We start from the raw sequence: 21,600 nt of genomic DNA, 5'->3' as shown, positions 1-21,600 counted from the left end.
GTTAAGCCAACCTCTTAGCCCTCTGCCGTGGCCAGCAATGCCTGGAACGTCGAATTCGGCTTGTCGAGCTCGTCCGGCTTGCCGATCTCGGCGACACGCCCGTTCTGCATCACCACGACCCGGTCGAAGCCGCGGGCCAAAGCCGCCGTATGCGTGACGAAGATCATGGCGGCGTCCGGCAGGTCCTTGCGGATCCCGGCCAGCAGGCGCCGCTGGCTGGTTTCGTCAAACGCCGAAATCGTGTTGTTGAGAATGACAAGCTGCGGGCGTTTCAGCAAGGCGCGGATGAGGCCGGCCTTCTGGCGCTGGGCGACCGAGAGCTTCCGGCCGGCAGCCCCCACATTGAAGCCGAGGCCGACGGCGATGACCCGGCTTCTGAGATTGAGGCCATCGACCACTTCGGACAGCACGGCGCCAACCTTCTGGGCGGCTTGGGCCTGGCCATAGACCAGACGGCCGAAGAGGATGTTGTCCTGCACGGTGGCGGCCATGTTGTAGCGCGCGGGGTCGTAGAATTCGATGGCGCCAGCCATGTCCTTGGGCAGCATTTCCCGGAACAGGGTGCGGGCCCGGAGCAGTTTGGCTTCAAGCTTGTCGTCGATCAGCCCCAAACGGTGGCGCGCCTCGATATAGGGGAAGGTCAAGGCAACCAGGCGCCGTTTATCCTCGGGCGTCGCAGCGTCGACGCCGGTGCGCTGCAGGCGGCCGGTCAACTGCTGGAAGCGCGGCAGATCCTCGGCCGAAATGAAGCTGAACTGTTCGAAGAAGGGATGGCCCGCCGGCAGGTCGGCGAACAATTCAACCATGGTCGTGGCGATCTGCTGGCCAAGGGCGATGAGGTCCTTGGCAACTTCGGCCGATGCCAGCACGGCTGCAAGATGGGCGTTGGTTGCAAGTGCGTCGGCGGCAAATTCGCTGCCCTGGGCGGTGCCGAACAGGATGTTCTCCGCCACCGTCATGTTGCGGTTGTAGCGCTCCGGATCGAAGGGCTCGACCAAAGCCGCCATCTGCGGTTCCGCCAAGCGCTCGCGCACGGCGGCGCGGGCATGCAGGAACTGGCTGGCAAGGCCGTTATTGTCCTTGGGGTCGACCTTGCCGCGCAGGCCGAACTGATAGACATCGTCCTCGAATTCGACCACCTGGAGCAGCGACATGAGTCGCACTTCCAGGCCATAGCGGTCTTCGACGCCGGCGCCTTCAAGGTCGAGCCAGTCGGCATTGATATCGAGTTCGGGCGACCCGGCGCGGCGCGTCTCATATTTGCGGCGATCGAACTGCACCAGCGCATCGCCTTCATAGATCGCCTGCCGCACGGGCCGGTGCTTGAGGCTGTAGAGAAGATTCTCTTCGAGGGAGACCGGCAGCAGATAAGTCTCGTCGCCAAGATAGGCAAAGCGCCGCCCGGTGATCGCCTCCGGCAGCTCGGCAAGGTCGCGCGTGCCATAGCGCATGTTGCCGCTGCTGGGCCTGACCAGCCGCGCCATCAAGGCCGCCAAAGCTTCCTTGCCGCTGTTGTTGGAGCCGACAAAGGCGATATGTTCGCCTGGCGCCAGTTCCAGGGACACATCCTCGACCAGCATGGCGCCGCTTTCGTCGTGATAAGCAACGCGCTCCAGCGCAAAGGGTGAGGGGTCGATGCTGTTCTCGGCATCGAGCGCCTGCAGCTTCGGGTCCAGCATGCCGGCCGGCGTGAACTGTTCGATCACCTGGTCGTATTTGATCTGCACGTCCTGGCGGGACTGATCCCAATCGATCAGTTCCTTGATCGGCGAGGGCAGGTCTTTATAGGCGCTGATCACGGCCAGCAGCGTACCGACGTCGAACTCCCCTTTCAGCGCGTAATAGCCACCGATCACGAAATAAAGAAAGGGTGTCGTCTGCGCCATCATGTTGTTGATGTATTTGACGAAGAACTTGCGCTGGTAGAGGTCGAACCGGATCTGGAAGATGCGGCCCAGCCGGTCGATGATGTCGGCGCGCTCGAAATTCGAGGTGTCATTGGAATGGATTTCCACCGCGCCATCGACACTTTCGGCGATGCGCCCCGCCAATTGCCGTGCCGTCAGCTGGCGCTGCTTGCCCAGCATCAGGATTTTGACGCGCAGCTTGGGGATGACGACAATCTGGACACTCAGCATGGCGACAGTGACGAAACCCATCTCCACATTCTGCATGAAGATGAACAGCAGGGCGGTGGCGGCGAGGCCGCCGAGATAGGCCGGCGTGATGAAAGCGTCGCCGATGAAGCCGCCCAGGGGCTCCACCTCGTCCTTGATCATGGTGGCGATTTCCGCCTGCTTCACCTTGCGGAATTGCAGCAGGGGAAATTGCAGGACGCGGTCAAAAAGCTCGAAGCGCAGGCGGCGAAGCATGCGCTCGCCAAGACGCCCTTTTTCGGTGTTGACCGTCTGCTTCAGCCAGCCATTGAGGACGACGAAGAAAAGATAAGAGAGGCAGAGGGCGAAGAGATAATAAAGCTGGTCGAGCTGGAAGCCGTCGAAGAGCGTGATCGACCCACCGAGGAAATCCGGCAAGGGCAGTGTGAATTTCAGAAAGTCGGCTTTCTTGTTCGGGTCCAGCTTGGTGAGTGCCTGGTCGGCCGGCGGGCAGGGTACTGCCGGTGTTGCATCAGCGGGTGCCGCGGCCGCTGGCTGGCTGGCGACATTGTTGGTGGCGGGTGCAGTTTGACCGCTTTCCGCGCCAGGCGTCACGGGTGTGGCTTGTGCAGCGGCCTGCTTGCAAGCGACGACCGCGTCGCTGTCGACCATGAACGCACGGCCTTGAATCGCATCGTTCACAATTCGCTTGGGCAAATCGAGCGAGACGAGATACATCACCTGCGCCAGCGCGACCACCACCAGGATCGGCAGCTGGTCTCGCCAGGAATGGCGCCAGATATATTTGAATAATCTCGGCTCCATGACCCCGGTGGCCCCCTGAAACTTGGCGCGACATTATACGATCCAACCGCAATGGAAACGAATTATCACGCGATGTCAATGCTTTGGCTTGACCCAGGGGCGACGATACGTCACCAAACTTTGCCTTTCGAGGGGCATTTCTCCTGTGCCATACTCCGCCAACAAGCAGATTGGGTGCTTGGAGTTTCGGCTCGCGACGTTCGGGGGGATCGGGACGCGTGCAAATGGAAGACGCCATGACCAGGGGCGCCCGCGTCCTTATATACTCGCATGACTCGTTCGGCCTCGGCCATTTGCGCCGTTGCCAGACCATTGCCCATTGGCTGGTCGAGCAGAACAAGGACATGTCGGTCATCATTTTGACCGGATCGCCGATCATTGGCAGCTTCAATTTCCGGGCGCGGGTCGATTTTGTGCGGATTCCCGGGGTCATCAAGCTGCGTTCGGGCGATTATACGTCGCTCTCGCTCCTCATTGACACGGAGGAGACGCTGGCGCTGCGCTCCTCGATCATCAAGCACACGGCGGAAATCTTCGATCCCGATATCTTCATCGTCGACAAGGAGCCTCTGGGCCTCCGCGGCGAGGTGACGGAAACGCTGGAGATGCTCAAGGAACGCGGCACGCACCTGGTTCTGGGCCTGCGCGACATCATGGATGAGCCGGCGGCCCTGGTGCCGGAATGGCGGCGCAAGAAGGTGATGCCGGCGCTCCGGGACCTTTATGACGCCATCTGGATCTATGGCCTGCCGCAGATCTGCAACCCGCTGGAAGGGATCGAGCTGCCCAAATCCGTGCAGCGCAAGATGATCTATACCGGCTATCTGCACCGCTCGCTGCCGCAGGGGCCGGGAACGCCGGTTCCGCTGCAGAAGATCGAGGCGCCCTATATCCTGGTCACCACCGGCGGTGGCGGCGACGGCGAGGACATGGTCGATTGGGTGCTGCGTGCTTATGAATGCGATCCGCGCCTGCCGCACCCGGCCTTGCTGGTGCTGGGGCCGTTCATGCATTCCGACCGGCAGGCCGAGTTYCTGATGCGCGCCGCCAAGCTCGACAAGGTCGAGGCAATCACCTTCGATGCGCAGATGGAACATGTCATGTCGCGCGCCATCGGCGTGGTGGCGATGGGCGGTTACAATACGTTTTGCGAGATCGTGTCGTTCGACAAGCGCGCCCTCATCGTGCCCCGGACGCGCCCACGCATGGAACAGTTCCTGCGCGCCGCCAAGGCCGAAGAATTAGGGCTTGCGCGCATGCTGGAAGATGATGGCATTCGCGACGGGCGCAAGATGGCAACCGCCCTCCGGCATTTGCCGCAGCAATCGCTGCCCTCCGACGTCGTCGTGCCGGGCTTGCTCGATGGGCTTAACAACGTCAACCGCCTCGCCCAGCATGCGCTGGAACGCGGAAGACGCCCGGCCTCGCTGCGCCTTGCACAACGCAAGCGGTAGATGATCCCTCTTTTCCGACGCCTAACACCATCGTCATTGCCGGGCTTGACCCGGCAATCCACTCTTGCCGTTGATGGTGTGGATGCCCGGGTCAAGCCCGGGTATGACGAAAGAATTTGCTTCGCTCGGTGATTCCTCCCATGACCGGCCGCATCGTCTTTCTCTTGAAGGGTTATCCACGCCTGTCGGAAACCTTCATCGCCCAGGAGATCCTGGCGCTGGAGAAGCGCGGCATCCCGATTGAAATCTGGAGCCTGCGCTTTCCCACCGACAAATACCGCCATCCGGTCCATGACGAGATCAAGGCGAAGGTCACCTATCTGCCGGAATATCTCTATCAGGAACCGGTCCGAGTGCTCAAAGCCGTGGGCAGGTGCTTCGGGCGGCCGGGTTTTGGACGTGCGCTGCTGCAATGGATCAAGGATCTCGTGCGCGATCCCACGCCCAATCGCGGGCGCCGCTTCGGCCAGGCCTGTGTGCTGCTGGCTGAAATGCCGGCGGATGTCGTGCGCCTCCATGCGCATTTCCTGCACACGCCGGCCTCGGTCGCCTATTACGCCCATCTGATGGGTGATGTGCCGTGGAGCTGCTCGGCCCATGCCAAGGATATCTGGACGTCGCCCGACTGGGATAAACGAGAGAAGCTTGCCAGCCTCGACTGGCTGGTGACCTGCACCGCGAGTGGGCATGCGCATTTGCAAGGCCTTGCGGATACGCGTCAGAAAGTGGCGCTGGTCTATCACGGGCTGGATTTCACGCGCTTTCCGGAGCCGCCGCTGCGGACACCGGCGGCGAGCGCGCCGGTGGAGATCCTGTCCGTTGGGCGGCTGGTGCCGAAGAAGGGCTATCCGGTGCTCTTGGATGCGCTGGCGCAGCTCCCTGCCAGCTGTTCATGGCGTCTCACGCATATCGGCGGCGGGCCGCTGGATGCGGAGTTGAAGGGGCAGGCACTGGCGCTGGGTATCGGCGATCGCATCAACTGGCTGGGTGCCCTGCCGCAGGAGCGGGTGCTGGGCGCCTATCGCCATTCCGATCTCTTCGTGCTCGCCGCGCAAATCGCCGCAGACGGTGATCGCGACGGCTTGCCCAACGTGCTGATGGAAGCGCAGAGCCAGCGCCTTGCGTGTGTTGCCACCAACATCTCCGGTATCCCCGAACTGATCCGGGATGGCGAAACGGGATTGCTGGTGCCGCCGGAAGATGCGCCAGCCCTGTCGACGGCATTGCAGACTCTCATCGAAAATCCTGCTCGCCGCGAGGCCCTGGCCAACGCCGGCTTCGCCCGCCTCCGCGGCCATTTCGCCATGGATGCCGGGATCAACGATCTGGAGCGGCGGTTCAGAATGGATCTCGCCGCGCACGGCTAAGCGTCTTTCGCGGGCGATACGATCGAATATTTGCATTTGTGCTTGCTGCAGAACTGGCTGTCGACCTTCATCTTTCCCCTTTGGCGCCGCAATGCGGCCCGATTCCCATATCAATGATGGCATGTCGACCAAGGCGGCGCGCACTGAGCGCGTGTCTGTCGGCGATCGCGCAATCACGGGTGAGGGGAATGCCATGTATCGACGCTTCGTTCTGACGATGGCTGTGTTGGCAGCGACGCTGAGCGCCTGCAGTACGCGCTCCATTTCAAATTCCGGATATCAGGCGGACGGGTACTACGGATCGAACAATGCCTTCTACCGCGGCGAGATCGATGAACTGGATCTTCTGGTTCCCGAGCAGCAGAAGACTTCCTTTCAGGGTGATATCGACGCAGCGCTTGCGCACAATGAGACCATCTCGGCAGAGCTTGGACAGCCGTTGCTGGTTGTTCAGTCCGGCGCGATCGTTCCCGACGAGGCGATGACGGATGCTCTCAAGGACCATTTTGCCGTTGCGCCTTTTTCCGGCCTGCCGACCTCGCAGACCTATGCCTATAATGGCGCGGCCAATGAGGGCAGGACCGGCTCCTATGGCGAACGACTGCGTCTTGCCGCTGCAAAAGGCGGATATCATCGAATCTTGATTTATTGGGGCGCACTTGAAGCGCTGACGACGCGGGGCGTGACAAAGACGATTTCCTGGGTGCCGATCGTTGGCATGGTGATTCCTGATGAATCGCAGCAAATGCGAATCCGATTGAAAGCGGCGATCTTCGACGTCGGGACGGGGAATTGGCGGATGATTTTGCCGCCATCGGTCGAGAGCAACGCGATCAGCGCATCGATTGACCGTACCACCTCGGATCAGGAGCAGGTGGCCGAGCTCAAGGCAGCCGGCTATGACAAGCTTGCGCAGATGATCGTAGACGGTGCGACAAAAGCTACCAGCGCGCCTTGAGCGCAAATGCAATAAATAAGAAAAATTTCTTCAAATAATAAACTAATAAGGGTATATGATGCGGAGAGTGTCAAGGAATCCTGCATGACTGCCCGACCCCAAATACTGCGCGCACCCTTCCTGCGATCTGTCAGATGGCGTGACGAAGGCCGCCCGAAGGATGTGCATCCCTTCAACCTGCCGATCTTTAAGGATGCTGATTTCGAGTTGGTTTTCACGAACCCGGTCACAATCCTGGTGGGTGAGAACGCGACCGGTAAGTCAACTTTGCTGGAAGCCCTGGCTGAATTAGCCGGCTTCCATGCCGGCGGTGGCAGCCGGGACCATTATTACCAGGCACCGGATACGGAACGGTCGGAGCTTGCCAAGCATCTGCGGGCGTCCTGGTTGCCCAAGGCGACGCAGGGGTTCTTTTTCCGGGCCGATTCCTACGTCAACCTGACCTCATATGTGGAAGAGATGGCGCTGGATTGGCCGATCATTCGCCAGCTTTATGGCGAGCGGCATCTGCATCTGCATCGGCAAAGTCATGGCGAATCATTCCTTGCCTTGTTTGAGAACCGCCTGCAAGGCAGCCGGCAGGCGCTCTATCTGCTCGACGAGCCGGAGAGTGCCCTGTCGCCATCGCGGCAGTTGCAGCTGATGCGCCTCCTCCACAATTGGGGACAGTCAGGCAAGGTGCAGATCGTGCTGGCAACGCACGCACCTTTGTTGATGGCGTTGCCGGGTGCAACGTTGCTGCATCTTACGCAGGACGGCATTGCCGAGGTGAACTACCGGGCAACGCCCCACTTCCAGATGATGGCTCAGTTCTTTGCCGACCCGGACCGGATGATCAAGGAGGCGCTTACCCTGAGTGCCGACGGGCAGGCGCAACTGCTTTGACGGCCAATTTTTATCTGGACCCGCCGCACTTCGCCCGGCACCATCCGGGTCATGAAAATTGCGTTCTACGCCCCGTTGAAAGCCCCTGACCATCCTGATCCCTCCGGCGACCGGACGGTGGCGCGGCTGCTTATGCAGGCGTTGAAGCTTGCGGGGGCGGAACTGGTGTTGGCGAGCCGGTTCCGGGCGCGGCTCTCCGTCGGCGATGAGGCGGAACAGCGGCGGATGGCGGCCAAAGGACATCAGCTGGCCGACAAACTCATTGCCAAATACAAGAAGCTGCCCAAGGCGAAGCGGCCGCAGGCCTGGTTCACCTATCATCTCTATTACAAGGCGGTGGATTGGATCGGGCCGCGGGTCGCACAGGCGCTCGATATTCCCTATCTGGTGGCGGAGGCGAGCCACGCGCCCAAGCGCGCGCAAGGGCCCTTCGCCGTTTCCCACGCAGCGGCGGAAGCGGCGATCAAGCAGGCAGCGGCGATTTTCTGCCTCAACCCGGTGGACAAGGAATGCCTTGGCGGGATCGTGAAAGCGAAACGCCTCATTGACCTGCCGCCCTTCCTCGATATCGCGGCCTTTGTCGGGTCTTCGGCCGCGCGCGGGCCGGATCGTTCCCTGGGGCGATTGAAACTGTCGCAGCATTACCATCTCGATCCCGACATGCCCTGGCTGCTCGCGGTCGCCATGATGCGCAAGGGCGACAAGCTGGCGTCCTACCAGACACTGGCCGATGCGCTGCGGCATGTGACACGGGCCTATCAGCTGCTGATCGTCGGTGACGGTCCGGCGCGGGCCGAGGTCGAAGCGGCCTTTGCGCCGGTGAAAAAGCGTGTCGCGTGGCTCGGCCTGAAGCCGGCCCATGAGTTGCCGGAGATCTATGCCAGCGCCGATCTCTTTGTCTGGCCGGCGATCAACGAAGCTTTCGGCATGGCGCTTCTGGAGGCGCAGGCCTGCGGGACACCGGTCATCGCCGGTGCGTCGGGGGGTGTCCCGGCCATCATCGCCGATGGCGAAACCGGCTGGCTGTCGGCGCCGGGCGATGTCGCGGCTTTTGCTGCCGACGTGGATTTCGCGCTGGAACGCGAATTGGGGCCGGTGCGCCTTGCCGCGCGCGCCCATGCGCTCAAATTTCACGACATGGGATCGGCGGCAGCGACCCTGGGCAAGGAGCTGGGAAAAGTGCTGAGCAAAGCAGGGGCGTCATGATCAGCTGCACCATCATCCGCCATGCGCCGACGCAGTGGAATGTCGAGAAGCGGTTGCAGGGGCGGACCGATATCGGCCTGGGGCCGGAGGGTCGCATTGTCGCAGCGAGCTGGTCGGTGCCGATCGCTTGGCAAAACTGGCGGCTGCTCGTGAGCCCACTTACGCGGGCGCGCGAGACCGCGGCAATCCTGTTCCCCAACACGCTGGCGGAGATTGCCGCCGACCTGCGCGAGATGAGCTTTGGCGATTGGGAGGGGCAGTCGCTCGCCGATTTGCGCGGTGCGCCGGGGTCCGAGGCGGAGATGCGCGAGTCCCTGGGGCTCGATTTCCGGGCGCCGGGCGGCGAAAGTCCGCGCGAGGTGCAGGCGCGCCTGTTGCCGCTGCTGCAGCGCGTGGCCGCCGAGGGGCGCGATACGGTGCTGGTCAGTCACAAAGCGGTGCAACGTGCACTCTATGCGCTGGCCACCGGCTGGCAGATGATGGAAAAGCCGCCGGTAAAGCTGAAGGACGGGCGGGCACATCTCTTCCGGATTCACGCCGACAGGCTACCCGAGATCATGGAGTTGAACATCGACATGGCCGTACCTCAAGCCAGAGCTGCACATGTCTAGGGCTGCACATGTCTAAGGTCCGCATCGCTCTTTATGTGCAGCATCTGCTGGGCATCGGGCATCTGCGCCGGGCGGCGGCGCTGGCGCGGGCCTTTTGCGATGCCGGGGCCGAGGTGATGGTGCTGTCCGGCGGCATGCCGGTGGCGGATGTCGATTTCGGTGGCGCCGGCATCCTGCAATTGCCGCCCTGCCTTGCGGCCGATGCGGCCTTCTCGGCGCTGCTGGATGAGCAGGGCCATGCCATCGACAGCGACTGGAAGGATCGCCGCCGTGACACGCTGTTACGGGAGGCTGCCGCGTTCCGGCCCGATGTGCTGGTCATCGAGATGTATCCGTTCGGCCGGCGCCAGTTCCGTTTTGAATTGCTGCCATTGCTCTATTGGGCGCAGAACCAGAAGCTGCTGCTGGCAAGTTCGGTGCGCGATATCCTGGTCGACAAGGGGCGCGAAGACCGGGTGCTGGAAGCAGCTGATCTGGTGAAGCGGTATTTCAATCTGGTGCTGGTGCACGGCGATGCGGCCCTGGTGCCGTTCGAACGCACCTTTCCCCGCGCGCAGGCGATCGCCGACCGGCTGCATTACACCGGCTATGTCGTCGAAAAACTGAGCGTGGCTGCCACGGCCGATCGCAGCAATGGCGAGGTTTTGGTGTCGGCGGGCGGTGGCGCCGTGGGCGGACCACTGTTTGCAGCCGCCCTTGCTGCGCGGCGCCTGTCGACCTTGAAGGAGCGGCGCTGGCGCTTCGTGGCCGGGCGCAATTTGCCGGATGTGGATTTCAGGATGCTGGAACAGGCGGCAGCCATCGATCCCGGCATCGTGGTCGATCGCTTCCGTGCGGATTTCACCAACCTGCTCGCCACCTGTCATGTGTCCTTGAGCCAGGGCGGGTACAACACGGTGATGGAATTGCTGGCGCTGCAGACGCCGGCGGTGATCGTGCCCTTTGCCGAAGGGCAAGAGAGCGAGCAGGGATTGCGCGCGCACCTGCTGGCCGAACGCGACGCGCTCGACGTGTTGGATTTCGAGAATCTGGATCCGGCCTTGTTGGCCGCGACCTTGACGCGCCGGGCACAGACAGGTGCGTTGCCGATCGCGCTCAATCTCGACGGTGCCGCGCAATCGGCGCGCATCGTGCTCGCCGCCTTGGCGGCAAAGCAGCGAGCCCAGTCGAACACATGAGCGGGTCAATGCATGAGTGGGACGCCCTCGCGCGCGAGCTGGATCTGTGGCACGCGGCCGGCGACAGGCCCACTTTCTGGTGGCGCGATGATGATGCGGTGGCAGCAACGCCGGCGCTCGAGACCCTGCAGCGGGTAGCACAGGCGCCCCTGGCGCTGGCCGTCATTCCGGCCGCCCCCGACCGGCCGCTACAGCCGAGCCTTGCGGAAATGCTGGCCGGCTGGCCGCAGGCTTTTGTCCTGCAGCACGGTATCGCCCATCAAAGCCATGCCCCGGCCGGCACCAAGAACAGCGAGTTCCCCGCAACGCGTGGCGAGAGGGATGTCCGGGATGGTCTTGCAGCTGGCTTTGCCCGGTTGCAGAACAGTTTCGGCGCACAATTTTTGCCCGTGCTGACGCCGCCCTGGAACCGGATTGCGGCTGCCTGGCTACCCGATCTGCCGGCATTGGGGTTTCGGGGCCTTACCCGCTTTGCCGAGCCACCGTTCAGCGCGCCGGCACCGATCAACGGGCTTCTGGAGGTCAATACCGAGGTCGATGTGATCGACTGGCGCGGTTCCCGGGGCTTTGTCGGGCTGGAGGCGGCCTTGGGCAGGCTTGTCCAGCATCTGGCCGCCCGCCGGACCGGCCTTGCCGGCCGTGACATTCCGACCGGAATCCTCACCCATCACCTGGTTCATGATACCGCCACTTGGCGATTTCTTGAGAACCTGCAAGATTGGCTCGCCCAAAGGGGGCTGCGCGATACCTTCGTCTCGCCATCCGCCCTTTGGCCGCCGCGTTAGCGGCTGCATACTGGCGCAGGACAACAAGCGCTGGGTAAAGGGGTTAGGGGTTGGCTTTTCATGCTTGAGTTTCGGTATCCGCTATCGGCGCTGGTCAAGGATTACCTGTTAGGCGTTCTGGGGCTTGCAGCCTCCATCCAGATTCTGTCCTCGACCGAATCCGGCACCGGCATCTTCTGGTTCTTCGTCGCGCTGGCCGCGTTTTTCCTGATCGTTACCGCCAATGCCGCCAACCGACATGTGACGCGCATCACAGTTGGTGAAGATGGCATCCGTTCCGGCCCCTGGGTGCGCCGTTACATCGCCTGGCGCGATCTCAAAGGGTTGAGTTTGCGTTTTTACGCGGTACGATCCGTGTTCGGGCGGAACAAGGGGGGGTGGATGACGTTGAAGCTGAAGGGCGATGGGGGCAGCATCACGGTCGATTCCGACCTGCCGCATTTCCAGAGCCTGGTGACGAAGGCAGCTCTTGTTGCCAAGGAAAACGGCATCCTGGTCGATGCCTATACCGCCCATAATCTGCTGTCGCTGGGCATCGAGGTGCCGGCATGACCGATTTGCTCAACGTCCACAACCTGGCCGTCGATTTCGCGCTGGAAGGCGGCGCGGTCCAGGCGGTCCGGGGTGTTTCGTTCCGGGTGCCGGCAGGCAAGACCGTGGCCCTGGTCGGTGAATCCGGCTCCGGCAAATCGGTCTGCGCCCAGGCCATCATGGGCCTGCTGCCAAAATCGGCATTGATCCGCTCGGGCGAAATCCTGTTCGACCGCCGTGCCGGACATGGCGGGGATTGGGGTGTCCAGGGCGGTATCGTCGACATCGCCAAGCTCGACCGCAACGGCCCGGCCATGCGTGCCATTCGCGGTGGCGCCATTTCGATCATTTTCCAGGAGCCGATGACGTCGCTCTCGCCGGTCCATACGATCGGCGATCAGATTTGCGAAGCGCTCCATCTCCATTCCAAGATGTCCGACGCCGAGGGTCGCGAACGTGTGCTGGCCATGCTGCGCGCGGTCGGTTTTCCGGACCCGGAACGGGCCTTGAAGACCTATCCGTTCGAACTCTCCGGCGGGTTGCGGCAGCGTGCCATGATCGCCATGGCGCTGGTGTGCAAGCCCGCTTTGCTCATCGCCGACGAACCGACGACAGCACTCGACGTCACCATTCAGGCGCAGATCCTGAAGTTGATGGCCGACCTGCAGGCCGAGCTTGGCATGGCGATGCTGATGATCACGCATGATCTCGGCGTCGTGGCCAACATCGCCGACGAAGTCGTCGTCATGTATCAGGGCGAGGTGATGGAGGCCGGGCCGGTCGAGGAAATCTTCCAGGCGCCGGAGCATCCTTATCTGAAGGCCTTGCTGCACGCTGTCCCGCGCTTCGGCATGGGGCCCGAGGAACGGCTGGTGCCGATCCGCGAAATCAAGAGTGAGGCCGGTCCGCTTTTTGCCGACAAGCTTGCTTTGCCCACGGGACCGGAAATGGCGGGGCCGCTGCTCCACGTCGCCAATGTCTCGAAGAGCTTCACCATCCGTAAAAGCGGCTTCTGGTCGATGAAGGCGCAGAAATCGGTGACGGCGGTCTCCGACGTCAGTTTCGATGTGCAGCGCGGCGAATGCCTGGGGTTGGTCGGTGAGTCCGGCTGCGGCAAGACCACTTTGTCGAAGATCATCATGAAGGCGATCTCGGCCGATACCGGCGAGATCACCTACAATGATCGCGGCCGGCAGGTCGATGTGCGCAACATGGCCGGCCAGCAGCTTGCCGACTATCGCAAGCGTGTGCAGTTCGTGTTCCAGGACCCAATCGGGTCGCTTAATCCGCGCATGACGGTGTTCGACATCATCAGCGAGCCCCTGATCATCCACAATGTCGGCAATGCGGCGACGCGGGCCGAGATGGTCAAGGAATTGATGGCGCTGGTGGGGCTCGATATCCGGCACCTGCGGCGCTATCCGCACAGCTTCTCCGGCGGCCAGCGGCAGCGTATCGGCATCGCCCGTGCGTTGGCACTCCGGCCCGACCTCATTATCTGCGACGAGCCGGTCTCGGCGCTCGACGTGTCGATCCAGGCACAGATTCTCAACCTGCTGCGCGATCTCAAGGATAAATTGGGACTCACCTACATCTTCATCTCGCACAATCTGGCAGTGGTCGATTATGTCGCCGACCGGATCATGGTGATGTGCGCCGGCAAGGTGGTGGAACTGGCGCCGACCAAGGAATTGTTCCGCAACCCGGTGCATCCCTATACCAAGGCGCTGCTGGCCGCGGTGCCCAACCCGTCGCTTGAGAACCCGCTCGATTTCAACAAGGTGATGGAGGGCAAGACGTCCCTGCCATCCGCCTGGGCCGCCCCCTTCACCATCGATGCCGACAACCAGCCGACCCTGGTCGATATCGGCAATGGGCATTGGGTGCGTGCCGGCCTTGCTATCCGGAGCATTGCAGCATGAGCAGATTCTTGCTGAAGGCAGCGCTGGCCGCTCTTCTCATCACTCCTGCATTCGTGCCCGCTGTGCGCTTTGCTGTGGCGGCCGAGGCCGGCAGCTATATCGGCCCGGCCTATTATGCCGACAGCGAAGCCAAGGGCGATTTGCCGCCGGTTGGGGAACGCCTGCCGGAGAACCCTGCCGTGGCCAGCATGGCCGAGCTTGGCAAGCAAGGCGGCGAGCTGCGCATGTTGATGGCAAGTCCCAAGGACAGCCGCATCCTGGTGGCCTATTCCTATGCGCGCCTGGTGGGCTACGACCGCGACTATAAGATCGTGCCGGATCTCCTGGAAAGCTTCGACGTGCAGGAGGGCCGCATCTTCACCCTCCATCTGCGCAAGGGCCACAAATGGTCGAACGGCAAGGCCTTCACCACCGAGGACTTCCGCTTCTGGTGGGAAGATGTCGCCAACAATGCCGATCTGATGCCGGCCGGCCCGCCGAAAACCATGCTGGTCGATGGCACGCCGCCGCAGGTCGAGGTGATCGACGACACCACCATCCGCTACACCTGGCCCAAGGCCAACACCGAATTCCTGCCGGCGCTGGCGGCTGCCGGGCCGCTCTATATCTATGCGCCGTCGAAATATCTGAAAAAATTCCATCAGAAATATGCCGATCCGGCGGAGTTGGAAGCGGCCGTCAAGGATAGCGGCCAGCCGAGTTGGGCGGCATTGCTCAACCGGCGCGGCAATCTCTATCGCAACGACAATCCGAAACTGCCGACGCTCGATCCCTGGGTGCTGCGGATCAAGCCGCCGGCCGATCGGCTGGTGTTCGTGCGCAACCCCTATTACTACCGGGTCGATACCAAGGGGCAGCAGCTGCCCTATCTCGACCAAGTGGTGTTCGATGTGGCGGAGAGCAAGCTCATTCCCGCCAAGGCCGGCGCGGGCGAGACCGACTTGCAGGCGCGCTATATCCGCTTTGACAATTACACATTCCTCAAGCAGGCCGAGAAAAGCGGTCGCTTCTCGCTGCATCTTTGGGAAGACAGCCGCGGCTCCAACTTTGCGCTCTATCCCAACCTCAATTGCAACGACGAGGCATGGCGCGCCGTCAACCGCGATGTCCGCTTCCGCCGCGCCTTGTCCCTTGGCATCGACCGCCACGAGATCAACCAGGCGATCTATTACGGCCTTGGCAAGGAAGGCGCCAACACGATCCAGAATCTGAGCCCGCTGTTCAAGCCGCATTACCAGACAGCCTGGTCGAGCTTTGACGTCTCGACCGCCAACCGGCTGCTGGACGAGATGGGCCTCACCGCGCGCGACGATGAACATTTCCGCCTGCTGCCCGACGGCCGCCGCATGACCATCATCATCGACACGGCGGGCGAATCGACCGAGGAATCGGACATTCTGGAGTTGATCAAGGATACGTGGAGCGAGATCGGCATCGACATGTTCGTGAAACCGTCGCAGCGCGAAGTGTTCCGCGACCGGGTCTTTGCCGGCGACAGCATCATGTCGGTGTTCTTTGGCGTCGATAACGGCCTGCCGACGGCCGATATGAGCCCGCAGGAATTTGCCCCCTTCACTCAGCAGCAATTGATGTGGCCGAAATGGGGGCAGTTTCTTGAAACCAGCGGCATGAACGGGACGCCGGTCGACCTTCCGGAGGCGCAGAAGCTTTCCGACCTTCTCAAGGCCTGGCGGGAATCGACCGACAGTGCTGCCCGCACGGCGATCTGGGGGGATATCCTGCAGCTCTGGTCGGAACAGGTTTATACCATCGGGACCGTTGCCAATATCCCGCAGCCGGTCGTGGTGGCCAAGGGCATGCACAATATTCCCGACAAGGGGATCTGGTCCTGGGAACCGGGGGCGCATTTCGGGATCTACCGGCCCGATACCTTCTGGCAGGACAAAGCCAAAGAACTCAGCCCAGTCGAAAACCGGCTGCAATAGGAATCCGGCACAATGCTTCGCTATCTCATTCAGCGCGTGCTGGTCATGGTTCCGACCCTGCTGGCCATCAGCATGCTCGTCTTCGTCATCATTCAGGCGCCACCCGGCGATTTCCTGGAAACCATGATGGCCGAAATGCAATCCCGCGGCGAGAACATGGACCAGGACAAGATGGAGTTCCTGCGCAAGACCTATGGCCTCGACGAGCCGGTCCATGTGCAATATCTGCATTGGATGTTCGGCCGGTGGGACGGGCTGCACCATGAGAGTGGCGGCCTGCTGTTCGGCGATCTTGGCTATTCCTTCGAGCATAACCTGCCGGTCTCCGAAGTGGTCGGCGATCGGCTGACGTTGACGGTGATCATCTCGCTGGCCTCGATCCTGTTCGTGTGGATCGTCTCCTTCCCGATCGCGGTCTATTCCGCGACCCATCAATATTCGCTGTTCGACTATCTGTTCACGTTCCTAGGCTATCTGGGCCTGGCGACGCCGAGCTTCCTCATTGCCCTGGTGCTGCTCTATTTCGCCAATATCTGGTTCGGCACCTCGATCGGCGGCATGATGGAACCGGAATATGTCGGCCAGCCTTGGTCATTGGCCAAGGTGATGAGCGTCGTCCAGCATATGTGGGTGCCGGTCCTGGTGATCGGCCTGCCGGGAACTGCCGGCATGATCCGGCGCCTGCGCGCCAATCTTCTCGACGAGCTCAACAAGCAATATGTCACGACGGGCCGTGCCAAGGGCCTGGCACCGATGAAATTGCTGCTGCGCTATCCGCTGCGCATTTCCTTGAATCCGTTCATCGCCGATATCGGGTCGCTGCTGCCGGAGCTGATTTCCGGTTCGGTCATCGTGTCGGTGGTGATGTCGCTGCCCATCACCGGACCGATGCTGCTTTCTGCCCTGCGGTCGCAGGACATGTATCTCGCCGGATCGTTCCTGATGTTCATGGCGTTTCTGACCGTCATCGGCATCTTCATCTCCGATGTCTTGCTGGCGCTGCTGGATCCCCGGATCCGCCTGGGTGCGGGAGCCGACAAATGAGTGATATTCCCGTGCCCGGCCCGCAAGACAGCACCCTGGGTGGTGAACCGCGGCATTCGATCCACCATGGATCGAACCTCACCCATTTCGTCAGCCAGGCGCCGTTCGATCCCTATGCCGTCGACCGCGTCAATCCGGCGCTGGAGAAGATCTATCTGGCATCGCAATGGCGCATGATGTGGCTGCGCTTCCGCCGCCACCGGGTAGCGGTTGCGGCCGGCCTTGTTCTGGCATTCATGTATCTTGCCATCCTGTTCATCGAATTCCTGGCGCCCTATGGCCAGCATGTGCGCAATGTCGATTACATCTATGCGCCGCCGCAGAGCATCCATTGGACCCATCAGGGCGAGTTCATCGGGCCGTTCGTCTATGCGCTCGACTACAAGCTCGACATGGAAAATCTGCAACGGATCTATACCGAGAACGTGATCGATCCACGCCCGATCCGCTTTTTCTGCCACGGCGATTCCTACAAGTTCTGGGGACTCATCCCAGGCGATGTGCATCTGTTCTGCCCGCCGGACAATGATACGCCGCTGTTCCTGCTGGGATCCGATCGCCTCGGCCGCGACATGCTCTCGCGCGTGCTCTACGGCATGCGCATCTCGCTCACCATCGGCCTCATCGGTGTCACGGTCAGCTTCATTCTCGGCATCAGTTTCGGTGGCCTTGCCGGCTATTATGGCGGCTGGGTCGATGATCTGATGCAGCGGGCGATCGAGGTGCTGCGCTCGATCCCGCATTTGCCGCTGTGGCTGGCGCTGGCGGCGATCCTGCCCGTCACCTGGTCGCCGATGCTGGTCTATTTCGGCATTACCGTCATCCTGGGGCTGATCGACTGGACGGGTCTCGCCCGGGCCGTGCGCTCGCGCCTGCTGTCGCTGCGCGAAGAAGATTTCTGCGTGGCCGCGCAATTGATGGGCGCGTCGCCGGGACGCATCATCTTCCGGCATCTGATGCCAAGCTTCATGAGCCATCTCATCGCCTCGGCCACCCTGGCCATTCCGGGCATGATCCTTGGCGAGACGGCGCTCTCATTCCTCGGTCTTGGCATCAGGCCGCCAATCACCTCCTGGGGTGTCCTCCTCAACGAGGCACAGAACATCAACGTGGTGGCGCTCTATCCATGGCTGATGCTGCCGATCGTTCCCGTGATCGTGGTGGTGCTGGCGTTCAACTTCCTTGGTGACGGCCTGCGCGATGCGGCCGACCCCTATCGCTGACGCAAATACGACAACGCTTGGCGGCGCTCTCGGAATATGCGAGCATGCCGGTGGGTGCGTAAACTAATAGGGGGCGTTCTTGCGTCATCATTTCCGGGCGGCCTTGGCCAGCCTGTCCATCGTCTTGCTCGCCATGCCACTGCTGTCGGCGTGCCAGCCGCAAGCCGGGCGCATCAAACTCAATGCCGACGAGAAATTCGTCATCTCGAAGGGCACCTGGGACTATTATCAAAAATATCTGCAGGCCGTGAGCGGCGGCGCACGCGGTGCCTTCGTGGTGTCGGAAGACGGCTACTATGCGACCTACAGCTATTGCAGCGCCGCCCAGGCCTGCTACTACCACATCAACTACTCGTCGGAGGCGATCAAGAATTGCGCCTCCGATGGCTATAAATGCATCGTCTTTGCCAAGGACAGCGATATCGTCGTCGATTACGCGGTCGCGGAATAGGTAGCCATCATGTCGTTCAATCGATCTTCTTTGTTCGCCGCCGGTCTTCTGGTGTTGGCCTGCGGCCTGCTCGGGGCCTGCCAGCCGCAGGCCGGGCGCGCGACCCTCGCACCGGATGAGAAGCTGCAGATCACCAGCGCGGTATGGGCCAATTACGAAGAGTATCTGCGCATCAAGGGATCAGCTGCCGGCGCGTTCGCGGTGACGGAATCCGGGACGGGATCGGCCTACACCTATTGTCCGGAAACCAAATGCCGCGCTGGCAGCTACACCGGCAAAGTGATTGAGATGTGCGAGAGTGCCGGTGTCAAATGCGTGATCTTTGCGCAGGGGAGCTCAATCCTCGTCGATTACGAAATCGTCGACTGAGATCGTCGATGCGTAAGCTCAGGCTCTTTCCCAGCGTGCGGGAAGGTCGACATACCGTATTTTTTGAGATCGCGAACTAGATGGCAATGCCATATATCGAGCGAAAAGGCATTCACGTAGCGACCCTGCTGGGCGCCATGACGTTTGCGGCCTGCCAGTCGCAGCAAAGCTGGGTCAAGGTCAATAGTGACGAAACCCTGCTAATTTCTCGCGCTGTTTGGCAGGATTTCGAAGAGTACAAACTCAAGCTCGGATCCGGCACTGGCGTATTCGTCGTCACCGACAATGGGCTGGCCTCTGCCTATTCCTATTGCCCCACCGGCCGATGCCACCCCGGCGATTTTCCGGCACGCGCTTTGCAATGGTGCAAGGATGCCGACGTGGGATGCGTGGCATTCGCCTTCGGAAGCATGATCCAGGTCGACTACGAAATCGCTGATTGAGCGACGGTTTCAGTCGGTGATGCGAATATGGCGTGGCTGGCTTGCCACGCGCGCGAGCCATGACGTGATGCCGGGATAGCGGCCGAGGTCGAAGCCGCCTTCATCAGCGACATGGGTGTAGGCGTAGAGGGCGATGTCGGCGACCGAATAGTTTTTACCGACGAAGAAATCATGGTGCCCGAGATGATCTTCCATGACATCGAGCGCCCGGTAACCGGCGGCGATTTTGGCCGGCAGCTGTGGTTCGTTCGCCGGTGTCCTTCCCAGATGTGCCACCCAGTGGCGGACGACGGCGATGCTCGGTTCGTGATTATACTGCTCGAAGAACATCCATTGCAGCGCGCGAGCGCGATCAAGCTTCGAATCCGGCCAGAATGGCGTGCCGTCGGCGAAATAGTAGAGAATGGCGTCTGATTCCGAGAGCGCCGTGCCGTCCGCCAACACGATCGCCGGTACCTTGCCGTTGCGGTTCACCTTCAGGAAATCCGGCGTGCGGGTCGAGCCATCATCGACATTCATCTCGATGCGCTTCACGGCGAAGCCCAGCTGGTGTAGCAGCAGCCGTACCTTGTAGGCGTTGCCGGAAATCGCACTGTCATAGAGGGTCAGCATGTCGGCAGCTCCCAGTCCGTGGTTGGCTGTTGCTTGTGGCTGGCCGTTCATGGCGTGCAATGGTGATTCCCACAATCGACGAAATCTGGCAGCAGCCGTGAGCGACGCTCACAGGTCGCTACTGCGGCAGGCTCAGCAGCGGACCCAGGCGCTGGCCGCCCAGCAGATGCAGATGATAATGCGGGACCTCCTGATGGCTGTCGGCGCCACTGTTGGCGATGGCCCGGTAGCCAGTGACGGCAACGCCCACCTTGGCGCTGATCCTGGGGATGGCGCGGTGGAAGGCGAGGATCTCGGCATCAGAGGCCTTGCCGGCGAAATCCTCGAGCGAGACATAGGCGCCCTTGGGAATGAGCAGGACATGGACCTTGGCATGGGGGCGGATGTCCCGGAAGGCAAGGACATGGTCGTCCTCATAGACTTTATCGCAGGGAATCTCGCCGCGCAGGATGCGGGCGAAGATGTTGTTGGTGTCATAGGCCATGGCGTCCACCCCGGGAAATCTGAACCGAAGGGCCGAAACTGGCCGATTCAACCGCCTTTCGTCAAGGCCGGCTGCCGCCAGAGTGAATCTAAGCCCTTGTCAGTGCGTCTTTTTTGGAGGTTCATCAAGCTGTAACATTAGTGTCGTACTCAGCCGGGCGACGACAAGGGAAAGAGCTCCAACATGCTTCGCCAACGCGGCTTCCTGGGTTACCGCCGGCTTCGGATTACCACATTGCTGGGCCTCGTTTTGGTTCCGGCACTCATCGGCGTCGGCCTGCTGCCGCAGGCAGCTGCGGCCCGCGACCAGCTCCATATTGTGGGATCGTCCACGGTCTATCCGTTTTCAACGGCGGTTGCCGAGCATTTCAGCCAGATGGGCTTCAAGGCCCCGGTGGTGGAATCGACCGGGACCGGCGGCGGCCTGAAGCTGTTCTGCGCCGGTGTCGGCGAAGGCTTCCCGGACATTGCCAATGCCTCGCGCCCGATCAAGGATGGCGAGAAGGCCGATTGCCAGAAGAACGGCGTCACCGACATCGTCGAGGTTGAGATCGGCTATGACGGCATCGTGCTGGCGGCCGCCAAAGGGGCGGCACCGCGCAGCCTGTCGATCCGGGATCTTTATCTGGCGCTGGCGAAAGAGGTGCCGGTCAACGGCGTGCTCCTTACCAACCCCTATCGGCTCTGGTCCGAGGTCAATCCGTCCCTGCCGGCCGACAAGATCGAAGTGCTAGGCCCGCCGCCCACCTCCGGCACCCGCGATGCGTTCCTGGAACTGGTGATGGAGAAGGCCTGCCACGCTTTCCCTGAAATCACCGCCATTGCGGATGAGAAGGCACGTAAGGCCAAGTGCCAGACTTTGCGCGAGGATGGCGCCTATATCGATGCCGGCGAGAACGACAACCTCATCGTCCAGAAATTGAGCGGCAATCCGACCGCCTTCGGTGTGCTGGGCTATTCCTTCCTTGCCGACAACCGCGACAAGCTGCAGGGCAGCGTCATGGACGGTATCGAACCCACGGAAGACAATATCATCAACGGTAGCTACGAGATTGCGCGCAAGCTCTATCTCTATGTCAAGAAACAGCATCGTGCGATCGTGCCGGGCCTTGCCGAATTCGTTGCGGAATTTGTGAGCGAAAAAGCATCCGGCCCGCAAGGCTATCTTGCCGACAAGGGCATGGTGCCGATGCCGGCCCCGGAACATGCCG

General features: G+C 61.6%; 19 protein-coding genes and 1 pseudogene. 17 read left to right on the top strand and 3 right to left on the bottom strand.

The window, feature by feature from the left end; all coding sequences use genetic code 11:
• Positions 1-14 precede the first annotated feature (14 nt).
• Complete coding sequence (locus tag AC1DWZ_RS19700; protein WP_477170651.1) at positions 15-2,921, bottom strand: ATP-binding cassette domain-containing protein; 2,907 nt, start codon at positions 2,919-2,921, stop codon at positions 15-17.
• 236 nt (positions 2,922-3,157) lie between these two features.
• Here AC1DWZ_RS19700 and AC1DWZ_RS19695 point away from each other — a divergent pair, with 236 nt between their 5' ends.
• From AC1DWZ_RS19695 to AC1DWZ_RS19620, 16 genes are all read left to right on the top strand, one after another.
• Entirely contained in the window at positions 3,158-4,375 is a 1,218-nt protein-coding gene (locus AC1DWZ_RS19695) for a glycosyltransferase family protein (RefSeq protein ID WP_477170650.1), read from the top strand.
• A 140-nt stretch (positions 4,376-4,515) separates the two neighbouring features.
• Positions 4,516-5,742 carry a glycosyltransferase family 4 protein gene (locus AC1DWZ_RS19690; protein ID WP_477170649.1) on the top strand — a complete coding sequence of 409 codons (1,227 nt, stop codon included), beginning with the start codon at positions 4,516-4,518 and terminating at the stop codon, positions 5,740-5,742.
• 121 nt (positions 5,743-5,863) lie between these two features.
• Positions 5,864-6,700, top strand: a complete 837-nt coding sequence (locus tag AC1DWZ_RS19685) for a lipoprotein YafT (protein WP_477170648.1) — start codon at positions 5,864-5,866, stop codon at positions 6,698-6,700.
• An 84-nt stretch (positions 6,701-6,784) separates the two neighbouring features.
• Positions 6,785-7,585 carry an AAA family ATPase gene (locus AC1DWZ_RS19680; RefSeq protein ID WP_477170647.1) on the top strand — a complete coding sequence of 267 codons (801 nt, stop codon included), beginning with the start codon at positions 6,785-6,787 and terminating at the stop codon, positions 7,583-7,585.
• 51 nt (positions 7,586-7,636) lie between these two features.
• Positions 7,637-8,791, top strand: a complete 1,155-nt coding sequence (locus tag AC1DWZ_RS19675) for a glycosyltransferase family 4 protein (protein ID WP_477170646.1) — start codon at positions 7,637-7,639, stop codon at positions 8,789-8,791.
• The gene (locus tag AC1DWZ_RS19670; protein ID WP_477170645.1) at positions 8,788-9,402 is read left to right on the top strand and encodes a histidine phosphatase family protein; all 615 of its coding nucleotides are present in this window, start codon (positions 8,788-8,790) and stop codon (positions 9,400-9,402) included. Before AC1DWZ_RS19675 ends, AC1DWZ_RS19670 begins: the two co-directional genes overlap by 4 nt.
• Positions 9,403-9,410: 8 nt before the next feature.
• Positions 9,411-10,580, top strand: coding sequence for a glycosyltransferase family protein (locus tag AC1DWZ_RS19665; protein ID WP_477170644.1), 1,170 nt, complete (start codon positions 9,411-9,413; stop codon positions 10,578-10,580).
• Between the two features lie 8 nt (positions 10,581-10,588).
• Positions 10,589-11,365, top strand: coding sequence for a polysaccharide deacetylase family protein (locus tag AC1DWZ_RS19660; protein ID WP_477170643.1), 777 nt, complete (start codon positions 10,589-10,591; stop codon positions 11,363-11,365).
• A 60-nt stretch (positions 11,366-11,425) separates the two neighbouring features.
• A complete protein-coding gene (locus AC1DWZ_RS19655; RefSeq protein WP_477170642.1) occupies positions 11,426-11,917 on the top strand; it encodes a hypothetical protein in 492 nt (163 codons plus the stop codon).
• Positions 11,914-13,818, top strand: coding sequence for an ABC transporter ATP-binding protein (locus AC1DWZ_RS19650; RefSeq protein WP_477170641.1), 1,905 nt, complete (start codon positions 11,914-11,916; stop codon positions 13,816-13,818). The genes AC1DWZ_RS19655 and AC1DWZ_RS19650 overlap by 4 nt, the downstream gene beginning before the upstream one ends.
• Entirely contained in the window at positions 13,815-15,764 is a 1,950-nt protein-coding gene (locus AC1DWZ_RS19645; protein ID WP_477170640.1) for an ABC transporter substrate-binding protein, read from the top strand. Before AC1DWZ_RS19650 ends, AC1DWZ_RS19645 begins: the two co-directional genes overlap by 4 nt.
• Before the next feature lie 12 nt (positions 15,765-15,776).
• Complete coding sequence (locus tag AC1DWZ_RS19640) at positions 15,777-16,808, top strand: ABC transporter permease (RefSeq protein ID WP_477170639.1); 1,032 nt, start codon at positions 15,777-15,779, stop codon at positions 16,806-16,808.
• Positions 16,805-18,031, top strand: coding sequence for an ABC transporter permease (locus AC1DWZ_RS19635; protein ID WP_477170638.1), 1,227 nt, complete (start codon positions 16,805-16,807; stop codon positions 18,029-18,031). Before AC1DWZ_RS19640 ends, AC1DWZ_RS19635 begins: the two co-directional genes overlap by 4 nt.
• A 79-nt stretch (positions 18,032-18,110) precedes the next feature.
• Positions 18,111-18,482: a hypothetical protein gene (locus tag AC1DWZ_RS19630; protein WP_477170637.1), complete on the top strand. Its 372-nt coding sequence runs from the start codon at positions 18,111-18,113 to the stop codon at positions 18,480-18,482.
• A 9-nt stretch (positions 18,483-18,491) separates the two neighbouring features.
• Complete coding sequence (locus AC1DWZ_RS19625) at positions 18,492-18,851, top strand: hypothetical protein (RefSeq protein ID WP_477170636.1); 360 nt, start codon at positions 18,492-18,494, stop codon at positions 18,849-18,851.
• Positions 18,852-18,931: 80 nt separating this feature from the next.
• Positions 18,932-19,294 (top strand): hypothetical protein, encoded by a 363-nt coding sequence (locus AC1DWZ_RS19620; RefSeq protein ID WP_477170635.1) that lies wholly within the window; start codon positions 18,932-18,934, stop codon positions 19,292-19,294.
• A 9-nt stretch (positions 19,295-19,303) separates the two neighbouring features.
• Here AC1DWZ_RS19620 and AC1DWZ_RS19615 read toward each other — a convergent pair whose 3' ends face one another.
• Together AC1DWZ_RS19615 and AC1DWZ_RS19610 are read right to left on the bottom strand one after the other, a co-directional pair.
• Positions 19,304-19,906, bottom strand: coding sequence for a glutathione S-transferase family protein (locus AC1DWZ_RS19615; protein ID WP_477170634.1), 603 nt, complete (start codon positions 19,904-19,906; stop codon positions 19,304-19,306).
• 118 nt (positions 19,907-20,024) lie between these two features.
• The gene (locus AC1DWZ_RS19610) at positions 20,025-20,390 is read right to left on the bottom strand and encodes a histidine triad nucleotide-binding protein (protein WP_477170633.1); all 366 of its coding nucleotides are present in this window, start codon (positions 20,388-20,390) and stop codon (positions 20,025-20,027) included.
• Positions 20,391-20,573: 183 nt separating this feature from the next.
• On the opposite strand from AC1DWZ_RS19610, the pseudogene AC1DWZ_RS19605 reads away from it, so the two are divergent.
• A pseudogene (locus tag AC1DWZ_RS19605) lies at positions 20,574-21,518 on the top strand (substrate-binding domain-containing protein); the annotation flags it as partial.
• Positions 21,519-21,600 lie beyond the last annotated feature (82 nt).

Source organism: Dongia sp. P2_B8 (assembly GCF_056404715.1).
The sequence above is the reverse complement of the archived record's forward strand: the minus strand, read 5'-3'. Positions and strand labels throughout refer to the sequence as shown.

Coding starts and splice junctions, on each gene's coding strand:
- AC1DWZ_RS19700 (WP_477170651.1), bottom strand. CDS start 2,921: ATGGAGCCGAGATTATTCAAATATATCTGGCGCCATTCCTGGCGAGAC.
- AC1DWZ_RS19690 (WP_477170649.1), top strand. CDS start 4,516: ATGACCGGCCGCATCGTCTTTCTCTTGAAGGGTTATCCACGCCTGTCG.
- AC1DWZ_RS19685 (WP_477170648.1), top strand. CDS start 5,864: ATGTCGACCAAGGCGGCGCGCACTGAGCGCGTGTCTGTCGGCGATCGC.
- AC1DWZ_RS19680 (WP_477170647.1), top strand. CDS start 6,785: ATGACTGCCCGACCCCAAATACTGCGCGCACCCTTCCTGCGATCTGTC.
- AC1DWZ_RS19675 (WP_477170646.1), top strand. CDS start 7,637: ATGAAAATTGCGTTCTACGCCCCGTTGAAAGCCCCTGACCATCCTGAT.
- AC1DWZ_RS19670 (WP_477170645.1), top strand. CDS start 8,788: ATGATCAGCTGCACCATCATCCGCCATGCGCCGACGCAGTGGAATGTC.
- AC1DWZ_RS19665 (WP_477170644.1), top strand. CDS start 9,411: ATGTCTAAGGTCCGCATCGCTCTTTATGTGCAGCATCTGCTGGGCATC.
- AC1DWZ_RS19660 (WP_477170643.1), top strand. CDS start 10,589: ATGCATGAGTGGGACGCCCTCGCGCGCGAGCTGGATCTGTGGCACGCG.
- AC1DWZ_RS19655 (WP_477170642.1), top strand. CDS start 11,426: ATGCTTGAGTTTCGGTATCCGCTATCGGCGCTGGTCAAGGATTACCTG.
- AC1DWZ_RS19650 (WP_477170641.1), top strand. CDS start 11,914: ATGACCGATTTGCTCAACGTCCACAACCTGGCCGTCGATTTCGCGCTG.
- AC1DWZ_RS19645 (WP_477170640.1), top strand. CDS start 13,815: ATGAGCAGATTCTTGCTGAAGGCAGCGCTGGCCGCTCTTCTCATCACT.
- AC1DWZ_RS19640 (WP_477170639.1), top strand. CDS start 15,777: ATGCTTCGCTATCTCATTCAGCGCGTGCTGGTCATGGTTCCGACCCTG.
- AC1DWZ_RS19635 (WP_477170638.1), top strand. CDS start 16,805: ATGAGTGATATTCCCGTGCCCGGCCCGCAAGACAGCACCCTGGGTGGT.
- AC1DWZ_RS19625 (WP_477170636.1), top strand. CDS start 18,492: ATGTCGTTCAATCGATCTTCTTTGTTCGCCGCCGGTCTTCTGGTGTTG.
- AC1DWZ_RS19620 (WP_477170635.1), top strand. CDS start 18,932: ATGGCAATGCCATATATCGAGCGAAAAGGCATTCACGTAGCGACCCTG.
- AC1DWZ_RS19615 (WP_477170634.1), bottom strand. CDS start 19,906: ATGCTGACCCTCTATGACAGTGCGATTTCCGGCAACGCCTACAAGGTA.
- AC1DWZ_RS19610 (WP_477170633.1), bottom strand. CDS start 20,390: ATGGCCTATGACACCAACAACATCTTCGCCCGCATCCTGCGCGGCGAG.